The organism is Pseudonocardia sp. ICBG162 (assembly GCF_020496225.1).
Lineage (GTDB): Bacteria > Actinomycetota > Actinomycetes > Mycobacteriales > Pseudonocardiaceae > Pseudonocardia > Pseudonocardia alni.
The window spans coordinates 67,858-87,456 of the sequence record NZ_JAHLJD010000013.1; the positions used below are offsets into that span (position 1 = coordinate 67,858).

Here is a 19,599-nt window from a genome sequence, read left to right on the forward strand (position 1 = left end):
GGCGGCCGCGACGACAGGTCCTACCGGGCGGCCACCGCGGCCACCGCGTCGGCGAACACCTGCGGTGCCTCGACCGGGACGAAGTGCCCGACGCCGTCGACGGGGGTGACGGTCACCTCGGTGAAGAACTCCCCGACCCGGTCGGACCAGTCGCGCGGGAACAGCGGGTCGTGCTCGGGCCACAGGAACGTCGTCGGGACGGTGACGCGGTCGGCCGGGTCGGGTGTGGTCTCGGCGAGCGAGCGGGCCACCGCGCCGCCGCCGGAGCGGTACCAGTTGATCGACGCGACGAACGCGCCCGGCGCCCCGTAGGAGGCGGCGAGGTGGTCGAGGCGTTCGTCGTCGGGGGTGAACCCCGGGCCGGACCAGTGCGACCAGAAGTGGCGCAGGTACGCGCGGGCGGCACGGGCGTCGCCGTCGACGAGCTCGCGGGCCAGGTCGAGCTGGTGGAAGGACTGGTACCAGAACTCGCGCACGGGCCGCTCCGCGAGGATCCGCTGCCCGACCCCCGGCGCGGGCGGGGTGACCACGAGCGCGCGCAGCAGGTCGGGCCGGTCCTTCGCGACCTGCTGGCCGACGCGGCTACCGACGTCGTAGCCGGCGACGACCACATCGGACAGGTCCAGCTCGCCCAGCAGCGCGGTCAGCGAGCGCGCCTGCGCGGCCGCCGAGTACTGCTCGGCCGGGTCGCGGTCGTGCTTGTCGGACCCGCCGAACCCGCGCAGGTCCGGGACGACGACGTCGTGCGCGGGGGCCAGCCGCTCGGCGACGGCGGTCATGTCCGTCCGGTCGCCCGGCCAGCCGTGCAGCAGCAGGACCGGCGGCGCACCGGGCTCCCCGTGGCGGTCGTAGGCTAGTCGGAAGCCGTCGGTGGCGGTGGACAGTGGCATCGCGGGGATCCTCCGGAATCGTGGGACGGACGGCTCGGTGTACCGAGAAATGATGATGGGGTGCCCGGGTCGCGACGGCGATACTCGCGCGTGTGAGTGAGCGCCGGAACCCCGACGTCGAGGTCGACTGGGACGACCCGGAGACCCCCACCCCGGGCTGGATGGGGTTCCTGCTGGCGCTGTGGCTGCTGCTCGCGCTCGCGTGCGGGTGGTTCGCCGTCGACGACCTGCGCCTGGCCACCGGCTCGGTCGGCGCGCCCGGGGTCCTGGAGGTCACCGACTGCACCGACCTGGGGGAGGGCCGCTACGACTGCAACGGACTGTTCCGGCCCGACGCCGGCGGTGACCCGATCGCCGTCGACGCCTCGCCGGACTCGTCGGCCGGGGAGGTCGTGGCGGCGCAGCTGACCCCCGCCGGTGACCGTGCGGTGCCCACCGGGACGACCGGGGTGCTCGCCGCGCTGACCCTGCCGTTCCTCGGCGTGGCCCTGCTCGGCTACCTGCCCTGGACGACGGCGGTGGTGCTCGGCACCCGGCGCGGCCGCCGCGGGCTCGCCGTCCTCGGGCACGTGGTGACGCTCGTCTTCGGGACCGCGACGATCGTCGGCCTGGTCCTCTCCTGACCCGTCCGGTCGAATTGTCGGGCTGTAACGGTTACCGTTCGCCGACCGTTCGGCCGACACGTCAGGGGGAACCGTGTCCCAGGCACCCACCACCGGAACGACGGAACGTCACCGTCTCCCGGTTCGGACGCTCGTCGCGGCGTCCATCGGCAACGCGGTCGAGTGGTACGACTGGACGATCTACGCGACGTTCTCGATCTACTTCGCGACGCAGATCTTCCCGCCCGAGAACGCGGCGCTGGCCCTCATCTCGACGCTCGCGACCTACGCGCTCGCCTTCTTCTTCCGGCCGCTGGGCGGTCTGCTGCTGGGCCGCTTCGCCGACCTCAAGGGCCGCCGGACCGCGATGCTGGTGACGATCCTGCTGATGGCGGGCGGGTCGTTCGTCATCGGCCTGCTGCCGACGTTCGCGATGATCGGCTGGTTCGCGCCGGTGCTGCTCCTGCTCGCGCGCATCGCCCAGGGCATGTCGCTGGGCGGGGAGGTCTCCAACGCCTCGGCCTACCTCGCCGAGATCGCCCCGCGCGAGCGGCGCGGGCGCTACTCGTCGTTCTTCTACATCTCCACCGGCACCGCGGTGCTGTTCGCCTCGCTCACCGGCTTCGTGCTGGCCGCGACGCTGACCGAGGACCAGCTGGCCTCCTGGGGCTGGCGGATCCCGTTCCTGCTCGGCGGGGTGCTCGGGATCGTCGGGATCTGGATGCGGCGCCAGATGAGCGAGACCGAGCAGTTCGAGGAGAACAAGGAGTCCGCGGCCCGGATCCGCAACCCGCTGATGCTGACCCTGCGTGAGCACCCGAGGGCGGTCGCGCAGCTCGTCGGCTTCACGATCCTGCACACGCTCTGCTACTACACGTTCTTCTCCGCGCTGACCCCGTTCGCCACCCGCTCCCGCGGCGCCGACGCGACGGAGGTGTTCCTCGCGCTGTCGATCGCCACGGCGATCTTCGTGCTCCTGCAGTACCCGATGGGGGCCGCCGCCGACCGGTACGGCCGCAAGCCGCAGATGCTGGTCTGGTCCGCGGCCACCGCGGTGCTCGTCGTACCGCTGTCGTTCCTGATCGGGCCCGGCTTCTGGAACATGTTCGTCGTGTTCGTCGTCGGGCTGGGGCTCTACACGGCGATGACCTCGGTCGCGCCGGCGATCATGAGCGAGCTGTTCCCGACGAAGGTCCGCGCCCTGGGCATCGGTGCCTGGTACAACCTGACCGTCGCCGTGTTCGGCGGGACCGCGCCGCTGGTCATCGCCTCGCTGCAGGAGGCGGACCTGGCGATCCTGTTCTTCGTCTACGTCGCCGTCGGGGCGGTGATCTCCTTCGTCGCGGTGCTGACCCTGCCGGAGACGAAGGGCTCCGCCCTGCGCTGAGCGGGTACGCTCCATCGAAACGCCACCGTTTCGATGGAGAGCTCGCGATGACCAGCACCGCACCGGCCGACACGCTGCGCCACCTCGCGCACGGCGCCACGCTCGAGGAGGGCCTCGGGTTCTTCGACGCGCTGCCCGCCGTCCGCGTCGAGGAGATGCTGGGTGACTGGTCCGGTGGCGAGATCCCCACCGGCAACCCGATGGACGGGCTGCTGGGGCGCTTCGGCTGGCACGGCAAGCGGTTCGACGGCGTCGACGACGTCCACCCGCTCGTCATGGACCACCCCCGCGGCGGCCGGTTCTCGCTCAACCCCGCCCTGGTCCCGCTGCCCGCACTGCTGCGTCACCCGGCCGCGCTGCGCAACGCGACCCTCGCGCGGATCGCCCGCACCGCGGGCCCCGCGCTCGCCACCCGGGCCCCGAAGGCGCGGCTGCGCACCACCGAGTACCGCGGGGTCGCCAGCGCCACCATGTGCTACGACGACCTGCCGATCCACGACGTCTTCCGGCGCGTCGACGACGACACCGTCCTCGGTGCCATGGACATGCGCGGCCTGGCCCACCCGTTCCTGTTCTTCCTGCGTCGCGAGTGACCAGCCGCTTCCCCGACGAGCGCCGCCGGGAGGTGCTCGCCGCGACCCGTGACCTCGTCGCGGAACGCGGCTATGAGTCGACCACCGTCGAGGCCGTCGCCGCGGCGACCCGCACCAGCAAGGCCACGCTCTACCGGCAGTGGGGAGACAAGGCCGCGCTGGTGGTGGAGGCCGTCTCGGCGGGCAGCCCGCTCGCGATCGACCGGATCGACACCGGGTCGCTGGCCGGGGACCTCGCGGCGGTGGTCGACCAGCTGGCCGCGCGGGCCCGGGTCGACGTGCCGATCGTGCTGGGGCTGGCCGGGGCCGGGCAGCGCGACCCCGCCCTGCTGGCCGCGCTGTCCTCGCGGCTGCTGCCGCAGGTGGAGGCGCTGCGCGCGGTGGTGGTGCGGGCCGTCGCCCGCGGGGAGCTGCCCGCCGACCCGCCCGCCGCCCGGCACCTGCCCTACCTGCTGGCGGGCGCGGTGGTGGCGCCGACGCTGCTGGACGGGCCGTCGGCCGTCGCCGACGCCGGGTACCTGCGGTCGGTCTGCGACGACGTGCTGCTGCCGGCCCTCGGGGCCCGCCGGTGAGCTCCGCGCGCTCCTAGTACTACAGTCGCGTTTATGGGTTGTGGCTGCGGTGTTGGTAGTGGTGCTGTTGGGCGGTGTGTTGGTGTCTTCGTCGCCAGCGTGAGCGGCGCAGCACGTGGCCGGGGTCGGCGATCGTGTCCAGTGCGAGGGTGGCGATGAGGTGGCGGATCTCGGGCAGGCTCAGCGCGATGAGCTCGCCGCTGTCGGCGTGGAGAGCCCCCTTTTTGACCGTGTCACGGTGAGGAAGGCGTGCGCGAGCATGGAGAGAGTGATGTGCCGGTACCAGCCGGTGTATTGCCGGACTTGGTAATGATCGAGGCCGGTCTGGCCTTTCGCGGTCTGGAAGGTCTCCTCGATCGCCCACCGCGCGCCGGCGACCCGGGCCAGCTCGCTGAGCGCGACTCGCTTGGGCGTGTGGCAGAGGTAGTACGCCAGCTCTGAGGGGGCAGTCAGGCTGCGGCGGGCCAGCAGCCAGTACTCGGCGTCGGGATCGCGTTCCCCGTTGATCCGCGCCCGCGCCCACGCGTAGCGACGGTCGCCCTTCGATCCGGCGCCGGCTGACCTGCTGCGCCACGCGGTGGCCGGCAGTCCTGCGATGAGCGCGTCGGCCCGGTACTCGCTCCCGATGATCGACGAGGTGGTCTTGGCGATCACGCGCTGGTTGGAGGGGATCGCGAGCACGTAGCTCATCTGACGGTCTTCGAGGCTCTTGCGGAGCCGGTAGTGCTGTCCGTAGACGGCATCGCCGGTCACCCACGACGCCGGAACCCCGCCGTCGATCGCGCGGGCGATCATCTCGACCGCCAGCTCGGGCTTGGTGCGGAACTCACGATCAGCAGGGATCCCCGCACGGTCACATCGGGGGCGATCCTCGGTCCACGCCTTCGGCAGATACAGCTCCCCGTCCAGGAACGTCCGCCCATGCGGCGTCGCATAGGTCAGGAACACACCGACCTGCGCGTTCTCAATCCGACCCGCCGTGCCGGTGTATTGCCGCGCGACACCCGCCGACCGGTCTCCCTTCTTCAGGAACCCGGTCTCGTCGACGACGAGGATCCCAGCCCGGTCGCCCAGGTGCGCAACGACATACGTGCGCAGATCGTCCCGCACTGCATCGGGATCCCAGTCCGTCGTCGACAGCAGCCGCTGCATCGGATCCGGCACCGGCTGACCGGCCTGCTCGGAGATCGTCCACGAGTTCTTCCGCTCCCGCTCCGAGAGCAGCCCCCGCACATACGCGACCGCGTTCGCCCGCGGCTCCGAACGCGCGAACCGCGACCCAATCAACCGCGCGATCTCGTCCAGACCCGCCGCCCACTCCCGCACATCCGCCACACCAATATCGTCACCCACCGCCAAGGGTTAACACAGTCACGAACACCAGAACCGGAAACACACCGATCACCCTCAACATAAACGCGACTGTAGTACTAGGCGGGCCCGTCGACGACCTGCACGACACCGTCGGCGGTACCGGTGACGAAGAGCCGCCCGGTGTCCGGGTCCACCGCCACGGTGTTCGGCTGCCGCACGGTGGGGATCCGGGCCACCTCCCGCGGCGTCGGGTCGGTCATGTCGTAGCCGACGAGCAGGTTCGCCCCGGTCGCGGTGACCCACACGCGGTCGCGGACCGGGTCGTAGGCGATCCCGTAGGGCTCGCCGGGCAGGTCCACCCGTCCGACCTCGGCGGGGGTGCCCGCCGGATCGAAGACGATCAGGTGCCCGCCCCGGGTGTCGGTCGCGATCATGCGGCCGTGCCGGTCGGCGACCAGGTGGGTCGGGCCGTCGCCGGCCGGGAGCTCGCGGATGCCGTCGCCGGTCGCGGCGTCGTAGACGGTGAGGGTGTTCTCGCGGACGTCGATCAGCCCGACCCGGTCGCCGACCGGGGCGAGCCCGGCGGGCTGGGTGACGTCGGTCAGCTGGCGCACCACCCGGTCCCCGCGGACCACGGACACGCTGCCACCCGCCTCGTTGGCGACGAACACCGTCCCGGCCGCGGTCTCGGTCGCGTCGTGCGCCATCGGGCCGGTCATCACCTCCGACGACACCTGGCCGCCGGGCAGCGAGACGCGCAGCAGGCCGTTCGCGCTCTCGCTCGGGACCAGCACCGGCCCGCCCGGCCCGGCGAGCTGCAGGTGGCGCAGCACGCCCGGCAGCGGCACCCGCCCGACGACGGCGGCGGTGTCGGCGTCGAGCAGCACGAGCCGGTCGGGCTGTCGCACCCCGACCGCGACGCGGCGCGTCGGCCCGTCGGCGACGATGCCCTCCGGGACCGCGCCGACCGCGACGGTCCGCCCGGGCGGGGTGCCGGTCACCGGCGGCGCGACGCCCGGCTCGGCGGGCGGCGGCAGCGGCTCGGCGAACCGCACCGGGGTACCCGCGCGTCCCGGTGCGGCCGGGCCGTCGGGCGGGGACGTGCAGCCCGCGGCGAGGAGCGCCAGGACGAGCACGGCGGCCGTGCGGAGCATGCGCTTCCCTGTCGCCATGGGCACAGCATCGTCGCCCGGCCGGACGGCCGCGCGCCGGCGGGACGAACGGGACTCCCGGTTGCGCCACGAAACGATAGATGGCTACCGTTCCGGTGTCCGGATCACGACGACGAGGGAGTGTCCCCGTGACGACCGCCGAGGCCCCGCAGCTGCCCTTCGACCGTCCGAACGTCATCGACGTCGCGCCGCTGTACGCGGTGCTCCGCCGCGAGGGACCGATCGTGCCGGTGCGCACCCCGGTCGGTGACCCGGCGTGGCTGGTCACCCGGCACGCCGAGGCGCGCTCCCTGTTCGCCGACCCGCGGCTCGGTCGCTCGCACCCCGCGCCCGAGCAGGCCGCCCGGGTGTCCGAGGCGGCGATCCTGGGCGGCCCCACCGGCACCGTGGAGACCGAGAAGGCCGAGCACGACCGGATGCGCAGGCTGCTCGTCCCCGCGTTCTCGGCCAAGCGGATGCGGCGCCTCGGTGACCACGTCGGCGAGCTCGTCGACGGCTGTCTGGACGACCTCGTCGCCGCGAGGGAGACGTCCCCCGACGGCGTCGCGGACCTGCACGCCCACCTCGCGTTCCCGCTCCCGGTGCTGGTCATCTGCGAGCTGCTCGGCGTGCCCTTCGCCGACCGCGGCTACTTCAGCGGGCTGTCCGAGCGGGTCGCGACCATCCGCTCCGGGGGCGACGCCGAGACCGCGATGACCGAGTTCCGCGGCTACATGGGACGGCTCGCGGCGGCGAAGCGGGAGACCCCGGGGGAGGACGTCGTCACCGACCTCGTGCGGGCCCAGGCCGAGGACCCCGGCTTCGGGGAGGCCGAGCTGACCCGGCTCGCCGCCGGGCTGCTGTTCGCCGGGCACGAGACGACCGTCGGGCGCATCGACCTCGGCGTGCTCCTGCTGCTCACCGACACCGCCCGCCGGGACGCCTTCGTCGCCGACGTCGACGGCCGGCTGCACGGCACCGTCGAGGAGGTCCTGCGCATGTCGGCCCCCGGTGGGCTCGCGCTGCTGCGCTACGCGCACGCCGACATCGAGGTCGGGGGCGTCACGATCCGCCGCGGTGACGCGGTGATGATCTCGACGGCGTCGGCGAACCGGGACACCGAGGTGTTCGACGACGCCGACGCCTTCGACCCGACCCGCCGGCCCAACCCGCACGTGTCCTTCGGCTACGGCGGCCACTTCTGCATCGGTGCGAGCCTGGCCCGCACCGAGCTCGCGACGGTGTTCGCGCGGCTGTTCCGGCGGTTGCCCGGGCTGCGGCTCGCCGTCGCCCCGGAGGACCTGGACGTGCGGGCCGAGCAGGTCACCGGGGGAGTGCGGGCGCTGCCGGTCACCTGGTGAACCAGGCCCGCGGCGCCCCGTGACGTCGCGCGGCGACCCGCGCACGGGGTGCCGCGGACCGGGGAGGGGCGCCGCGGACTGGGCTCACAGCCCGTCGGTCAGGATCCCGTCCATCGCCCGCTCCACGATCGCCGCGATCGTCCACGACGGGTTCGTGCTCCCCGTCGTCCCCGGCACCAGCGCCCCGTCGACGACGTGCAGCCCCGGGTGCCCGGCCACGCGTCCCCGGTCGTCGGTGACCCGGCCCAGCACCGCGCCGCCCAGCGGGTGCCAGGTGACCGGGTCCAGGGTCCCCAGGTCGAGGACCCCGGAGGGTGCGTCCGCGGCGCGCGCGACCAGGCCGGAGAGCCCTGCGGGCAGCCGGGAGGCGACGTCGGAGACGACCCGTCCGAGGCCGGCGCCGACCGGGGCGTCCGGGGCGATCAGCTGCTGGGTGAGGTCGCGGACGGTGCGCTGGGCGTCGGCGTCGCCGTCGGTGGGCCAATGCAGCACGGCCTCGCCGGTGGCGCCGTCGAAGCGGAACTCGCCGACCGGGTCGCAGGCCCCGAACCCGGGCAGCGACATCGCGCGGACGTCGAACGGCAGCGGCGCGGGGCCGAAGGTGAGCGTGACGGCCTCGGCGCGGTCGTCGGTGGGCGGGCGGATGCCGGCCGCCATCGGTCCGGCCTGCGGTCCGCCCGCCGGCTCGGGGACGCCGACGCGCAGCTGGATGCGGTCGCCGTTGTTGCCCCAGAACCGGCCGGCGTCGGCGGTGAGGTCGGGCAGCGTCCCGGTCTCGCGGGCCCGCACGAGCAGCCGGGAGGTCCCGGTCGACCCGGCGGCGAGGAACACCGCACCGGTGGTCAGCGCGATCCGCTCCTGCACGACTCCGTCGGTGTCGATCCGCTCGACGTCGAGCCGGTAGCGCCCGCCGCCGACCGCGGTCAGGTCGGTGACCCGGTGCAGCGGGGCGACGGTCACCAGGCCCGAGGCCTCGGCGTCGCGCAGGTAGTTCTTGTCCGCCGACAGCCGCGCCCCGGAGTTGACGCCGGTGAAGTACTCGCCGACCGACATCGACGGCGTCGCCCGCCCGGCGAACTCGGCGCGCACGACGTCCCAGTCGGTCGCGTTGGGCAGCAGCTGCGCGGCCAGCCCGGCGCGGCGGGCCTGCTCCAGGAACAGCCGGGTGCCGACGTGCGCGGGGTGGGCCAGGACGTCGTCGGGGATCGGCGAGACCCCGACCCGGGCGGCGGCGCGCGGGTAGTGGACGGCGGCGAGCTCGTCGTGGTCGATGCCGGGGACCGCCGCGGAGAACACCGCCGCGTCCGGCCGGATCCACACCCCGGCGTAGACCAGGGTCGACCCGCCGACCCCGGCCCCGCAGAGCACGCTCATCCCGCGCCCGGACACCTTCTCGAACAGTCCGGTGTAGGGCTTGTACAGCGTCGGCGGCTGGCCGGGGAACACCGGCGCGGGCGTCAGCCACGACGAGCGGCGGTCCGGGCGCAGGAACGGCGGGAACGTGTCGGCGGCCGGGGTGGTCCAGCGGCGGCCGCGTTCGAGGACCAGGGTGCGCACGCCCGCCTCGGCGAGCCGGGCCGCGGCGATCGACCCGCCGAGCCCGCTCCCGACGACGACGGCCGGTGCGGACATCGCGGTGACCTCGCGGCGCAGCAGGGCCGGCGCGGCGGTCGCGGTCCCGGCGGCACCCAGCGCGGCGGCGCCGAGCGCGGCCCCGGTCAGGAAGCCCCGGCGGCTGGTCACCCGCATCCGGCTCAGCCCCCGATCCGGATGTCGGCGACGATCTCGCGGATCAGGCCGTCCTCGTAGCGGAAGGTCTCGTGCACCCGCGCGGTCGTGAGGCCGATCGGACCCGCCCCGACGGACAGGGTGAACTCCGCGACGACGACGCCGTCCCCGCGCACCCGGTAGGTCTCGTCGGAGACGGCGCGGATGATCCGGTACTGCGGGCCGAACCGCAGGTCGGCGCGCAGCTGGTCGCCGGAGAACCCGGTCGGCAGCCCCGCCTCGACCCGGGTCGCGTGCGGGTGGAACGGCACCGCCGACGGGTCGTGGTCGGCGAGCGCGGCGACGTAGGCGCGGGCACCGTCGACCCGGCAGGCGTCGTCACAGGTGGAGGCGGACGCGACACCCGCCCCTGCTCCGGCGACGATCACTCCGACGAGCACGGACGACAGCAGACTGCGCAACCGCATGGGAACCTCCGGGACCTGGGGGAGCGGACGGGGGGACGACGTGACGGGAGCGACGCCCGGGGGCAGGCGCCGGGAGACACGGGACGACGGCGTGGCGCGCACGCGGGCGGCCCTGCTGGCCGCGGCGGCCGACGTGTTCGCCGAGCGCGGCTACGACGGCGCCTCGGTGGACGAGATCGCCCGCGCCGCCGGGGTGTGGTGGGGTCGATCTACAGCCGCTTCGGCAGCAAGCAGGACCTGTTCCGGGCGCTGATGACCGGCTACCTGGAGGGCGACCTGGACCGGGTGCGGTCCGGTATGGACACGGGCCCCGAGCAGGGGCTGGCCGAGCTGGAGACGGTGCTGCTGGAGACCGCCCGCTCGCGCCCGGCGACCCTGCTCGACGCCGAGAGCTGGGCCGCCGCGATGCGCAGCCCGGCACTGCGCGCGGCCGTGTCCGACCACCACCGCCGGGTCCGTGCCGAGGCCGCCGCGATGGTGGCGCGCGGCCGCGCGGCCAACGGGGTGGACCTCGGCGTGCCGGACGAGGAGGTGGCGACCGCGATGATCGCGCTGTTCCACGGCCTCGTCCGGGAGTACCGCCTCGGTGTGCCCGGCGAGGCGCCGCCCGACCTGTACAGCCGCATGGTGCACGCGCTCGCGACCGGGCTCGCCGCGCTGGCCGCGGACGGCGGGCCGCCCGGCGGGCCATGATCCACAGCGAGCCACGGGCGGCAGTCTGGCACGGGTGAGCGGGCGCTCACCCACCGGGTTCTCCATCGGATGTCGGACACCGGACAGCGGTCGCGGGGACCGCCGTCCGGACGGGCGCGGGCCCGACCCCCCACCCGGCGGTGGCGCCCGCGACACCGTTCGCCACGATGGGGCGGTGACAGGCACGGCACCCCCGGACATCCAGCAGCACCGCTCGATCAACCAGCGCATCGCCGACGAGCTCGGCGCCCGGCCGGACCAGGTCGGGGCCGCGGTGGCCCTGCTGGACGAGGGCTCGACGGTCCCCTTCGTCGCCCGGTACCGCAAGGAGGCGACCGGCGGCCTCGACGACGCCCAGCTCCGCACCCTGGAGGAGCGGCTGCGCTACCTGCGGGAGCTGGAGGAGCGGCGCACCGTCGTCCTCGACTCCATCCGGTCGCAGGGCAAGCTCGACGAGTCCCTCGAGGCCACCATCCTCGCCGCCGAGTCCAAGGCCCGGCTCGAGGACATCTACCTGCCCTACAAGCCCAAGCGCCGCACCAAGGCGATGATCGCCCGCGAGCAGGGCCTGGAGCCGCTGGCCGACGCGCTGCTCGCCGACCCGACGCTCGACCCGCACTCGTCGGCCGCCTCCTACGTGACCGACGAGGTCGCCGACGCCGGCGCCGCGCTGGAGGGCGCCCGCTCGATCCTGGTCGAGCGGATCGGGGAGAACGCCGACCTCGTCGGCGGCCTGCGCGAGCGCATGTGGGCGCACGGGCGGCTGGTCACCACGGTCCGCGAGGGCAAGGAGAACGACCAGGCCGCGGCCAAGTTCTCGGACTACTTCTCCTTCGCCGAGAAGTTCACCACGCTGCCCTCGCACCGGATCCTCGCGGCCTTCCGCGGCGAGTCCGAGGAGGCGCTCGACGTCACCCTCGACGCCGGCGTCGCCGACGACGAGCCGAACCCCTACGAGGCCCTGATCGCCGCCGAGTACGGCGTCGCGGACCGCGGCCGCGCCGGCGACGCCTGGCTGCTCGGCGTCGTCCGGTGGGCGTGGCGGACCCGGCTGCTCACCGCCCTCGGCATCGACATCCGGGTCCGGCTGCGCACCGCCGCCGAGGAGGGCGCGATCGGCGTGTTCGCGGCGAACCTGCGCGACCTGCTGCTCGCCGCCCCCGCGGGCACCCGCGCGACCCTGGGCCTCGACCCGGGCCTGCGCACCGGGGTCAAGGTCGCCGTCGTCGACGCGACCGGCAAGGTCGTCGACACCGCGGTGATCTACCCGCACGAGCCCCGCAAGGACCGCGCCGGGTCGCTGAAGACCCTGGCGGCGCTGTGCACGAAGCACTCCGTCGAGCTGATCGCGATCGGTAACGGCACCGCCTCGCGGGAGACCGACGCGCTGGCCGGTGAGCTCATCGCGGCGAACCCGGGCCTGAAGCTGACCAAGGTGATGGTGTCCGAGGCCGGCGCGTCGGTGTACTCGGCGTCGGCCTACGCCTCGGCCGAGCTGCCCGACATGGACGTCTCGCTGCGCGGCGCGGTCTCCATCGCGCGGCGCCTGCAGGACCCGCTCGCCGAGCTCGTCAAGATCGACCCGAAGTCGATCGGGGTCGGGCAGTACCAGCACGACCTGCCCGAGTCGTCGCTGTCGCGCTCGCTCGACGCGGTCGTCGAGGACTGTGTGAACGCCGTCGGCGTCGACGTGAACTCGGCGTCCGCGCCGCTGCTGCGCCGGGTCTCGGGCATCTCGGAGTCCCTCGCGGGCGCGATCGTCGCCCACCGCGACGAGAACGGCCCGTTCCGGAACCGGACCGCGCTGACCGGCGTCGCGCGGCTGGGGCCCAAGGCGTTCGAGCAGTGCGCGGGCTTCCTGCGCATCCGCGGGGGCGACGAGCCGCTCGACGTGACCGGCGTGCACCCGGAGTCCTATCCGGTCGTCCGGCGGATGGTGGAGCGCACCACGCTCGACGTGTCCGCCCTCATGGGCAACGCCGCACGGCTGCACCAGATCAAGCCCAAGGACTACGTCGACGACGGCGTCGGGCTCCCGACCGTCACCGACATCCTGGCCGAGCTGGAGAAGCCCGGCCGGGACCCGCGGCCGGCGTTCCGGACCGCGACCTTCGCCGAGGGCGTCCACAAGATCTCCGACCTGCGGCCGGGGATGCTGCTGGAGGGGGTCGTCACCAACGTGGCGGCCTTCGGCGCGTTCGTCGACGTCGGGGTGCACCAGGACGGCCTCGTGCACGTGAGCGCGATGAGCAAGGACTTCGTGTCCGACCCGCGCGACGTCGCCAAGTCCGGTGACGTGGTCAAGGTGAAGGTCCTGGAGGTCGACGAGGCCCGCAAGCGGATCTCGCTGACCCTGCGTCTGGACGACGAGCCCGGCGCCGGCGAGCGCGGCGGCCGGTCCCGCGGGCCCGGCCAGGGCCAGGGCGGTGGCCAGGGCGGCCGGGGTCGCGACGGCGGCGAGCGCGGCGGGCGCGGTCCGGGCGGTGGCCAGGGCGGCGGACGCGGCCAGGGCAGCGGCGACCGCGGCCGCGGTGGCCGCGACGGTGGCCGCGGCGACGGCGGACGCGGCGGTCAGGGCGGCGGACGCGGCGGCTCCGGCGGCCAGGCCGGCCAGGGCGGTCGCGGCGGCTCCGGCGGCGGCCGGCAGGACCGCGGCCCCGCCAACGACGCGATGGCCGAGGCGCTGCGCAAGGCGGGCTTCGGCAAGTCCTGAGCTCCGGCCCCGTACGACGACCGGGCCCCGCGCACCCCGGGTGCGCGGGGCCCGGTCGCGTCAGTGCGGGAGGACCGGCTCCAGCAGCCGCTCGGCGAGGCGGCGCAGGTCGTCGTCGCCGACGCCCCACTCGCGCAGCCGGCCCGCCGGGCCACCGGGGTGCGCGTCGAGGTCGTCGAGCACGGCCTCCAGGGCGGCGGCGTCCACCCCGAGCAGCGCCTCGTCGTCGGGCTCGGGCTGGCCCCAGGCGCGCAGCCGGTCCCACAGGGTCGGCAGGACGTCGTTGGTGCGCAGGTAGTCCGCGACGATCGTCGCGCGCGGCACGTCCAGCACGGCCAGCAGCACCCCGACCACGATCCCGGTCCGGTCCTTGCCCGCGGCGCAGTGCACGAGCACCGGGGCGGGCGCGTCGGCGACGGTCCGCACGATCCCGGCGAGCTCGGCGCCGGCCTCGGAGGCCAGCAGCCGGTAGGCCCACCCGAGCCCGTCCTGCCCGGCGGCGGCCGTCGCGACCCGCTCCGGGGTCAGCGACGCGCCGAGCGGGACCGGCCGGACGTCGGCGACGTCGGCGAGCGGGTGCGGCTCGCGCGTCTCCGCCGCCGAGCGCAGGTCGACGACGGTCCGCGGCGGCCACGGCGATCCCTCGGGCAGGTCGAGGGCCCGGGCGTCGCGCGGGTCGCCGGGGCGGGGTGCGTCGGACCGGTAGAGCACCCCGTGCCGTACCCGGTAGCCGTCCGTCGTGCGGAGACCGCCGAGATCACGCAGGTTCGCCGGGCGCCGGGTCGCGGCGCTGGAGAGGAATGCCGTCACCCGGCCAGGGTCGGTGATCTCCCCGCGGCCGCGCCGAGGGTCGTGACCAGGGGCATCGGTGGTGTCGGTCACGCGGGACCCGACGCACGGACCGCACCGGGACATGGCACACTGGTCGATCGACGGCCGTCGGCGACGACGCACGGCCGCGAGCCCCGGAGGTCTGGGTTCACCGGCACATCATCTGGATCGAGATGCCGCACGCGGGCCTGGCGGGCTGGGAGAGCGGGCGAGAGCCGCCCGACGACACAGCGCACCCCCCTGCGCGCGCCATTTGAGGACCGAGTGAGCATTCTGCTGGACCAGCACCCCGACCTGAACGACTCCGGAGACGAGATCACCACTTCCGCCGCCATGACGGACGCCGACGCCGCCGCCGAGCTCGACACCGAGATCGCCGACGCCGCCACCACCCCCGACACGACCGACGACGGGGAGAGCACCCCCTCCGCCGACGTGGCCGAGGACGCGGACACCGAGGACGCGGACACCGCCGACGAGCCCGTCGACGACACCCCCGCCGGCCCGACCTTCGCCGACCTGGGCCTCGCGCCGCAGCTGCTCGACACCCTCGAGAAGCTGGGCTACGCCTCGCCGAGCCCGATCCAGGCCGCCGCGATCGGCCCGCTGATCGCCGGGCGCGACCTGCTGGGCCAGGCCGCCACCGGTACCGGCAAGACCGCCGCGTTCTCGCTGCCGATGCTGCAGCGCCTGGCCGACGGCCGCACCTCGCGCTCCCGCGGCACCAAGCCCTTCGGCCTGGTGCTCGCCCCGACCCGCGAGCTGGCCATGCAGGTCGGCGACGCGGTCTCCAAGTACGGTGCCGCGCTCGGCGCCTCGGTCGCCTGCGTCTACGGCGGCGCGCCCATCGGCCCGCAGCTGGGCCAGCTCCGCCGCGGCGTCGACATCGTCGTCGCCACCCCCGGCCGCGCGATCGACCTGGTCAACCGCGGCGCGCTCGCCCTGGACGCGATCGAGGTCGCCGTCCTGGACGAGGCCGACGAGATGCTCGACATGGGCTTCGTCGAGGACATCGAGACGATCCTCGGCGCGACGCCGCGGGGCCGCCAGACCGTGCTGTTCTCGGCGACCATGCCGGGCCGCATCCAGAGCCTGGCGCGGACCCACCTGAGCGACCCGACCGACATCCGGATCAAGAAGGAGGCCACGCCCGAGGGCGAGGCCCCCAAGGTCCGCCAGACCGCGTACCACGTGCCCCGCAGCCACGTCACCGTCGCGCTGGGCCGGGTGCTCGAGATGGAGCAGCCGACCGCGGCGATCGTGTTCTGCCGCACCCGCGCCGACGTCGACGCCGTCACCGAGACCCTCACCGCGCGCGGCCTGCGCGCCGAGGCGCTGCACGGCGGCATGGACCAGGAGCACCGCACCCGGGTCGTCGAGCGCCTGCGCGCCGGCCGCACCGAGCTGCTGGTCGCCACCGACGTCGCGGCCCGCGGCCTCGACATCGACTCGCTGACCCACGTGGTCAACCACGACGTGCCGTCGTCGCCGGAGTCCTACGTGCACCGCATCGGCCGGGTCGGCCGGGCGGGACGCGAGGGCGTCGCGATCACCCTGGTCACCCCGGGGTCGGTGCGTCACCTGCGCAACATCGAGCGCCTCATCGGGGCGTCGGTTCCCAGCGCGCCGGTGCCCTCGCCGGAGGACCTGCGCACCGTGCGGCTCGCCCGCACCGCGCTGGCCCTGCGCGAGCAGGCCGGTCAGGACGCCGACACCCCGCCGCAGGACGGCGTGGAGCAGCTCGTCGTCGAGCTGGCCCGCGACCACGACCTCGCCTCGATCGCCGCCGCGGCGATCCGGCTCGCCCGCGCCGGCAACTCGGTGCCGGACGACGAGATCGAGATCCCGCAGGTCCGCTCGCGCGGTGGCCGTGACAGCGGCCCCGGCGACCGTGGCCCGCGCCGCGACCGCGACGGCCGTCCGGGCGGTGCCCGCGGCCAGGGCGCCCGCCCGCCGAAGGCCGGGGCGACCCGACTGTTCGTCTCGGCGGGCCGTGCCTCCGGTGTGCGCCCGCAGGACATCGTGGGTGCGCTGGCGAACGAGTCCCGGCTGTCCGGCCGCGACATCGGCGCCATCCAGATCCACGAGCGCCACTCGCTGGTCGAGGTGCCCGAGCACGCCGCGGACGACGTGCTGCGCTCGCTGCGCGGTGCGACGACGCTGAAGGGCCGCAAGGCCAACGTGCGCCGCGACCGGGACAACGCCGGCGCCCGCTGACCCACGGCACACGACAGGGGCCCCGCGCGGATCGCGCGGGGCCCCTGTCGTCGTCGGTGGGGGAGGGTCAGCGCACCTCGACCCGGTCACCCTGCGCCAGCTTGCCGAAGAACACCGTCGCGTCCTGGTTGCGCATCTTCACGCAGCCCGCGGACCCGGATCCGCGGTCGCCCTCGTGGAAGGCGATGCCGCCGGGGGCGAAGAACACCGACCACGGCATCGGGGCGCCGTCGAACTCGGCGGAGTGGTGGTCGCGGTCCTTGTCGTAGACGGCGAAGTCCCCGGTCGGGGTCTCCGTGCCGTGCCCACCGGTGGCGACGTCGACGGGGCCGTAGGTGACCTTCCCGCCCTTCATCAGCCACGCCTGCTGGGACGCCAGGTCCACACAGGCCTTCGCCGTCGCCGAGCACGGGGTGCCGGCGACACCGGAGCCGGTGCCGGCGGCGACCGCGGTGCCCGCGGCGCCCAGCCCGATGACCAGCCCGGTGGCCGCGACGACCAGTGCGCGGCGGCGACGCACCCGGCGAGTGCTACGGGGAGTGGGTTCGTTCGTGTGCGCCATGAGTGTCGCTCGGGTCCTCTCGGGTGAATGACGGTGCTGCCGGAGAGTCCAACGATCACCCGTAGCAACGGATACGCCCGGACGGGCTATGCGTTGCAGCCGGAAACGGGCCTGCGCCGGTGATGTGCGGGAGGATCGGCCCCGTCCCGACACCGGAGTCCGGCCGAGGAGCGCGCATGGCCACCACCAGTTCCCGCAAGCCCCGCAGTCACCAGGTCACCGACGGCATCGGCGCCACCGCCGCTCGCAGCATGCTGCGCGCGGTCGGCATGCGCGACGACGACTTCGCCAAGCCCCAGATCGGCATCGCCTCGTCCTGGAACGAGATCACCCCGTGCAACCTGTCGCTGCAGCGGCTCGCGACCGCGGCGAAGGAGGGCGTGCACACCGCGGGCGGCTACCCGATGGAGTTCGGCACGATCTCGGTCTCCGACGCCATCTCGATGGGGCACCGGGGCATGCACTACTCGCTGGTCAGTCGGGAGATCATCGCCGACTCGGTGGAGACCGTCGTCGAGGCCGAGCGGCTCGACGGGACGGTGCTCCTGGCCGGCTGCGACAAGTCGCTGCCCGGGATGCTGATGGCCGCGGCCCGGCTCGACCTCGCCGGGGTGTTCGTCTACGCCGGATCGATCATGCCGGGCCGGGTCGGTGACCGGGAGGTCAACATCGGCGACGCGTTCGAGGGCATCGGGGCGTGCGCGCGCGGCCTGATCACCCCCGACGAGCTCGACACCCTGGAACGGGCCATGTGCCCGGGGGAGGGTGCCTGCGGCGGCTTCTACACCGCGAACACGATGGCCGCGGCCGCCGAGGCGCTCGGGATGGCGCTGCCCGGCTCGGCCAGCCCGCCCGCGGTGGACCGTCGCCGCGACGGCGTCGCCCGTGCCTCCGGCGAGGCCGCGGTCGGCATGATCGCCCGTGGCCTGACGGCGCGGTCGGTGCTGACCCGCGAGGCCTTCGAGAACGCGATCGCCGTCGTCATGGCCTTCGGCGGGTCCACCAACGCGGTGCTGCACCTGCTGGCCATCGCCCGGGAGGCCGAGGTGCCGCTGACCCTGGACGACTTCAACACCGTCGGCGACCGGATCCCGCACCTGGCCGACGTCAAGCCGTTCGGGCGGCACCTCATGTACGCCGTGGACCAGGTCGGCGGCGTACCGGTGGTGATGAAGGCACTGCTCGACGCGGGCCTCATCCACGGCGACGCCCGCACCGTCACCGGCCGCACGGTCGCGGAGAACCTCGCCGAGCTCGACCCGCCGGGCCTCGACGGCTCGGTCATCCACGACCTCGCCGACCCGATCCACCCCACCGGCGGCCTCACGATCCTGCGCGGCTCGCTCGCGCCCGACGGCGCCGTCGTCAAGTCCGCCGGGTTCGACGCCGCCACCTTCACCGGCACCGCCCGCGTCTTCGACGGCGAGCAGGGCGCGCTCGACGCCGTCGACGCCGGCGAGATCGGGCCCGGCACGATCGTCCTGATCCGCTACGAGGGCCCCCGCGGCGGGCCCGGGATGCGGGAGATGCTCGCCGTCACCGGGCGGATCAAGGGCGCGGGCCTCGGCAAGGACGTCCTGCTGGTCACCGACGGCCGCTTCTCCGGTGCGACGACCGGGCTGTGCGTCGGGCACGTCTCGCCCGAGGCCGCCGACGGCGGACCGATCGCGCTCGTCCACGACGGCGACACGATCACCCTGGACATGAAGGCCCGCACGATCGACATCGGCGTCGAGCCCGCCGAACTGGAGCGGCGGCGCGCGGAGTGGACGTGCCCGGAGCCGACGAACCGGCGCGGGGTGCTGGGCAAGTACGCGAAGCTCGTGTCCTCGGCGGCCGACGGGGCGGTCTGCGGCTGACCCGCGTGGCCGGCGCGCCCGGCGGACGGGCGCGCCGGCCGCGACGCACCCGACACCGCCCCGACACAGGGCCGCAACATCGGTCCCGCAGGCTGGTGGTGATGAGCACCGATCCCGGGACGACCAACGGCCTCTACCGGGTGCGGGTTCGGCTGCCCGACGAACCCGGTGCCCTGGCCGGGCTGACGGCGGCGCTGGCGCAGGTGCGCTGCAACATCCTCGCCCTGTCGGTGCACGGTCAGGACGCGCACTCCGTCGTCGACGAGCTGCTGGTGTCCGGGCCGTGCAGCGTCGGCGAGCTGTCGGTGGCGGTCTGCGGGGCGGCCCCCGACGGCGGGGTCCTGGTCATGACCGCCGACCCGCACGACCTGGTCGACCCGCCCACCCGGGCACTGGACATCGTCGCCGCCGGTCAGAGCCCCGCCGACGGGGTCGCCGCGCTGCTCGGCGCGTCGGGTGTCCGGACGCCGGGCCCGGACGAGCCGGGTGCGCGCGACGAGCACGACCTGGAGCTGACCGCGCCCGACGGCACCCGGCTGGTCGCCCGGCGGGCGGCGCCGTTCACCGTCACCGAGGTGGCCCGGGCCCAGGCGTTCCTGCGCGCGGTCGCGACGCGCCCGGAGTCCGACCCGCGCGGCTGGGCCGGCGCGTAGCGCACT

18 protein-coding genes are annotated in these 19,599 nt (G+C 74.6%); 11 read left to right on the plus strand and 7 right to left on the minus strand.

From position 1 onward, the window contains the following. Positions 1 to 20: 20 nt before the first annotated feature. Positions 21 to 890, minus strand: a complete 870-nt coding sequence (locus tag KPL60_RS03645; protein WP_226364894.1) for an alpha/beta fold hydrolase — start codon at positions 888 to 890, stop codon at positions 21 to 23. 92 nt (positions 891 to 982) lie between these two features. On the opposite strand from KPL60_RS03645, the gene KPL60_RS03650 reads away from it, so the two are divergent. From KPL60_RS03650 to KPL60_RS03665, 4 genes are all read left to right on the plus strand, one after another. Next, positions 983 to 1,513 (plus strand): hypothetical protein, encoded by a 531-nt coding sequence (locus KPL60_RS03650; protein WP_226357456.1) that lies wholly within the window; start codon positions 983 to 985, stop codon positions 1,511 to 1,513. Positions 1,514 to 1,586: 73 nt separating this feature from the next. Further along, complete coding sequence (locus KPL60_RS03655; protein WP_226364895.1) at positions 1,587 to 2,879, plus strand: MFS transporter; 1,293 nt, start codon at positions 1,587 to 1,589, stop codon at positions 2,877 to 2,879. 47 nt (positions 2,880 to 2,926) lie between these two features. Further along, positions 2,927 to 3,472 carry a DUF4334 domain-containing protein gene (locus tag KPL60_RS03660; RefSeq protein ID WP_226357454.1) on the plus strand — a complete coding sequence of 182 codons (546 nt, stop codon included), beginning with the start codon at positions 2,927 to 2,929 and terminating at the stop codon, positions 3,470 to 3,472. Next, a complete protein-coding gene (locus KPL60_RS03665; protein ID WP_226357453.1) occupies positions 3,469 to 4,044 on the plus strand; it encodes a TetR/AcrR family transcriptional regulator in 576 nt (191 codons plus the stop codon). The genes KPL60_RS03660 and KPL60_RS03665 overlap by 4 nt, the downstream gene beginning before the upstream one ends. Before the next feature lie 180 nt (positions 4,045 to 4,224). Here the strand turns inward: KPL60_RS03665 and KPL60_RS03670 are convergent, their stop codons facing one another. Together KPL60_RS03670 and KPL60_RS03675 are read right to left on the minus strand one after the other, a co-directional pair. Further along, complete coding sequence (locus KPL60_RS03670) at positions 4,225 to 5,379, minus strand: IS701 family transposase (RefSeq protein WP_374228582.1); 1,155 nt, start codon at positions 5,377 to 5,379, stop codon at positions 4,225 to 4,227. A 95-nt stretch (positions 5,380 to 5,474) separates the two neighbouring features. Beyond that, on the minus strand, positions 5,475 to 6,530 hold the full coding sequence (locus KPL60_RS03675; protein ID WP_226364896.1) for a YncE family protein: 1,056 nt from the start codon (positions 6,528 to 6,530) through the stop codon (positions 5,475 to 5,477). Positions 6,531 to 6,610: 80 nt separating this feature from the next. Here KPL60_RS03675 and KPL60_RS03680 point away from each other — a divergent pair, with 80 nt between their 5' ends. Continuing rightward, on the plus strand, positions 6,611 to 7,870 hold the full coding sequence (locus KPL60_RS03680) for a cytochrome P450 (RefSeq protein ID WP_226357451.1): 1,260 nt from the start codon (positions 6,611 to 6,613) through the stop codon (positions 7,868 to 7,870). A gap of 84 nt (positions 7,871 to 7,954) precedes the next feature. On the opposite strand, the gene KPL60_RS03685 is transcribed toward KPL60_RS03680, so the two are convergent. After that, positions 7,955 to 9,613: a GMC oxidoreductase gene (locus tag KPL60_RS03685; RefSeq protein ID WP_226364897.1), complete on the minus strand. Its 1,659-nt coding sequence runs from the start codon at positions 9,611 to 9,613 to the stop codon at positions 7,955 to 7,957. Positions 9,614 to 9,624: 11 nt separating this feature from the next. Then, positions 9,625 to 10,065: a hypothetical protein gene (locus KPL60_RS03690; protein ID WP_226364898.1), complete on the minus strand. Its 441-nt coding sequence runs from the start codon at positions 10,063 to 10,065 to the stop codon at positions 9,625 to 9,627. On the opposite strand from KPL60_RS03690, the gene KPL60_RS03695 reads away from it, so the two are divergent. The 3 genes from KPL60_RS03695 (at position 10,064) to KPL60_RS03705 (ending at position 13,471) form a co-directional block, all read left to right on the plus strand. Continuing rightward, a complete protein-coding gene (locus KPL60_RS03695) occupies positions 10,064 to 10,318 on the plus strand; it encodes a TetR family transcriptional regulator (protein ID WP_226364899.1) in 255 nt (84 codons plus the stop codon). The genes KPL60_RS03690 and KPL60_RS03695 overlap by 2 nt on opposite strands. Beyond that, a complete protein-coding gene (locus KPL60_RS03700) occupies positions 10,264 to 10,758 on the plus strand; it encodes a TetR/AcrR family transcriptional regulator (protein ID WP_226364900.1) in 495 nt (164 codons plus the stop codon). Before KPL60_RS03695 ends, KPL60_RS03700 begins: the two co-directional genes overlap by 55 nt. 175 nt (positions 10,759 to 10,933) lie before the next feature. After that, complete coding sequence (locus KPL60_RS03705) at positions 10,934 to 13,471, plus strand: Tex family protein (RefSeq protein ID WP_226364901.1); 2,538 nt, start codon at positions 10,934 to 10,936, stop codon at positions 13,469 to 13,471. A gap of 60 nt (positions 13,472 to 13,531) precedes the next feature. Here the strand turns inward: KPL60_RS03705 and KPL60_RS03710 are convergent, their stop codons facing one another. Then, positions 13,532 to 14,281, minus strand: a complete 750-nt coding sequence (locus tag KPL60_RS03710) for a tyrosine-protein phosphatase (RefSeq protein WP_226364902.1) — start codon at positions 14,279 to 14,281, stop codon at positions 13,532 to 13,534. Positions 14,282 to 14,566: 285 nt separating this feature from the next. Here KPL60_RS03710 and KPL60_RS03715 point away from each other — a divergent pair, with 285 nt between their 5' ends. After that, entirely contained in the window at positions 14,567 to 16,519 is a 1,953-nt protein-coding gene (locus KPL60_RS03715) for a DEAD/DEAH box helicase (protein WP_226364903.1), read from the plus strand. Positions 16,520 to 16,586: 67 nt separating this feature from the next. On the opposite strand, the gene KPL60_RS03720 is transcribed toward KPL60_RS03715, so the two are convergent. Next, positions 16,587 to 17,039, minus strand: a complete 453-nt coding sequence (locus KPL60_RS03720; RefSeq protein WP_308016642.1) for a L,D-transpeptidase — start codon at positions 17,037 to 17,039, stop codon at positions 16,587 to 16,589. Positions 17,040 to 17,257: 218 nt separating this feature from the next. Between KPL60_RS03720 and ilvD the strand changes: the two genes are divergently transcribed. Further along, positions 17,258 to 18,940, plus strand: a complete 1,683-nt coding sequence (ilvD, locus tag KPL60_RS03725; RefSeq protein WP_226364905.1) for a dihydroxy-acid dehydratase — start codon at positions 17,258 to 17,260, stop codon at positions 18,938 to 18,940. Between the two features lie 101 nt (positions 18,941 to 19,041). Further along, complete coding sequence (locus tag KPL60_RS03730) at positions 19,042 to 19,593, plus strand: ACT domain-containing protein (protein WP_226357442.1); 552 nt, start codon at positions 19,042 to 19,044, stop codon at positions 19,591 to 19,593. The last annotated feature ends 6 nt before the right edge of the window (positions 19,594 to 19,599 follow it).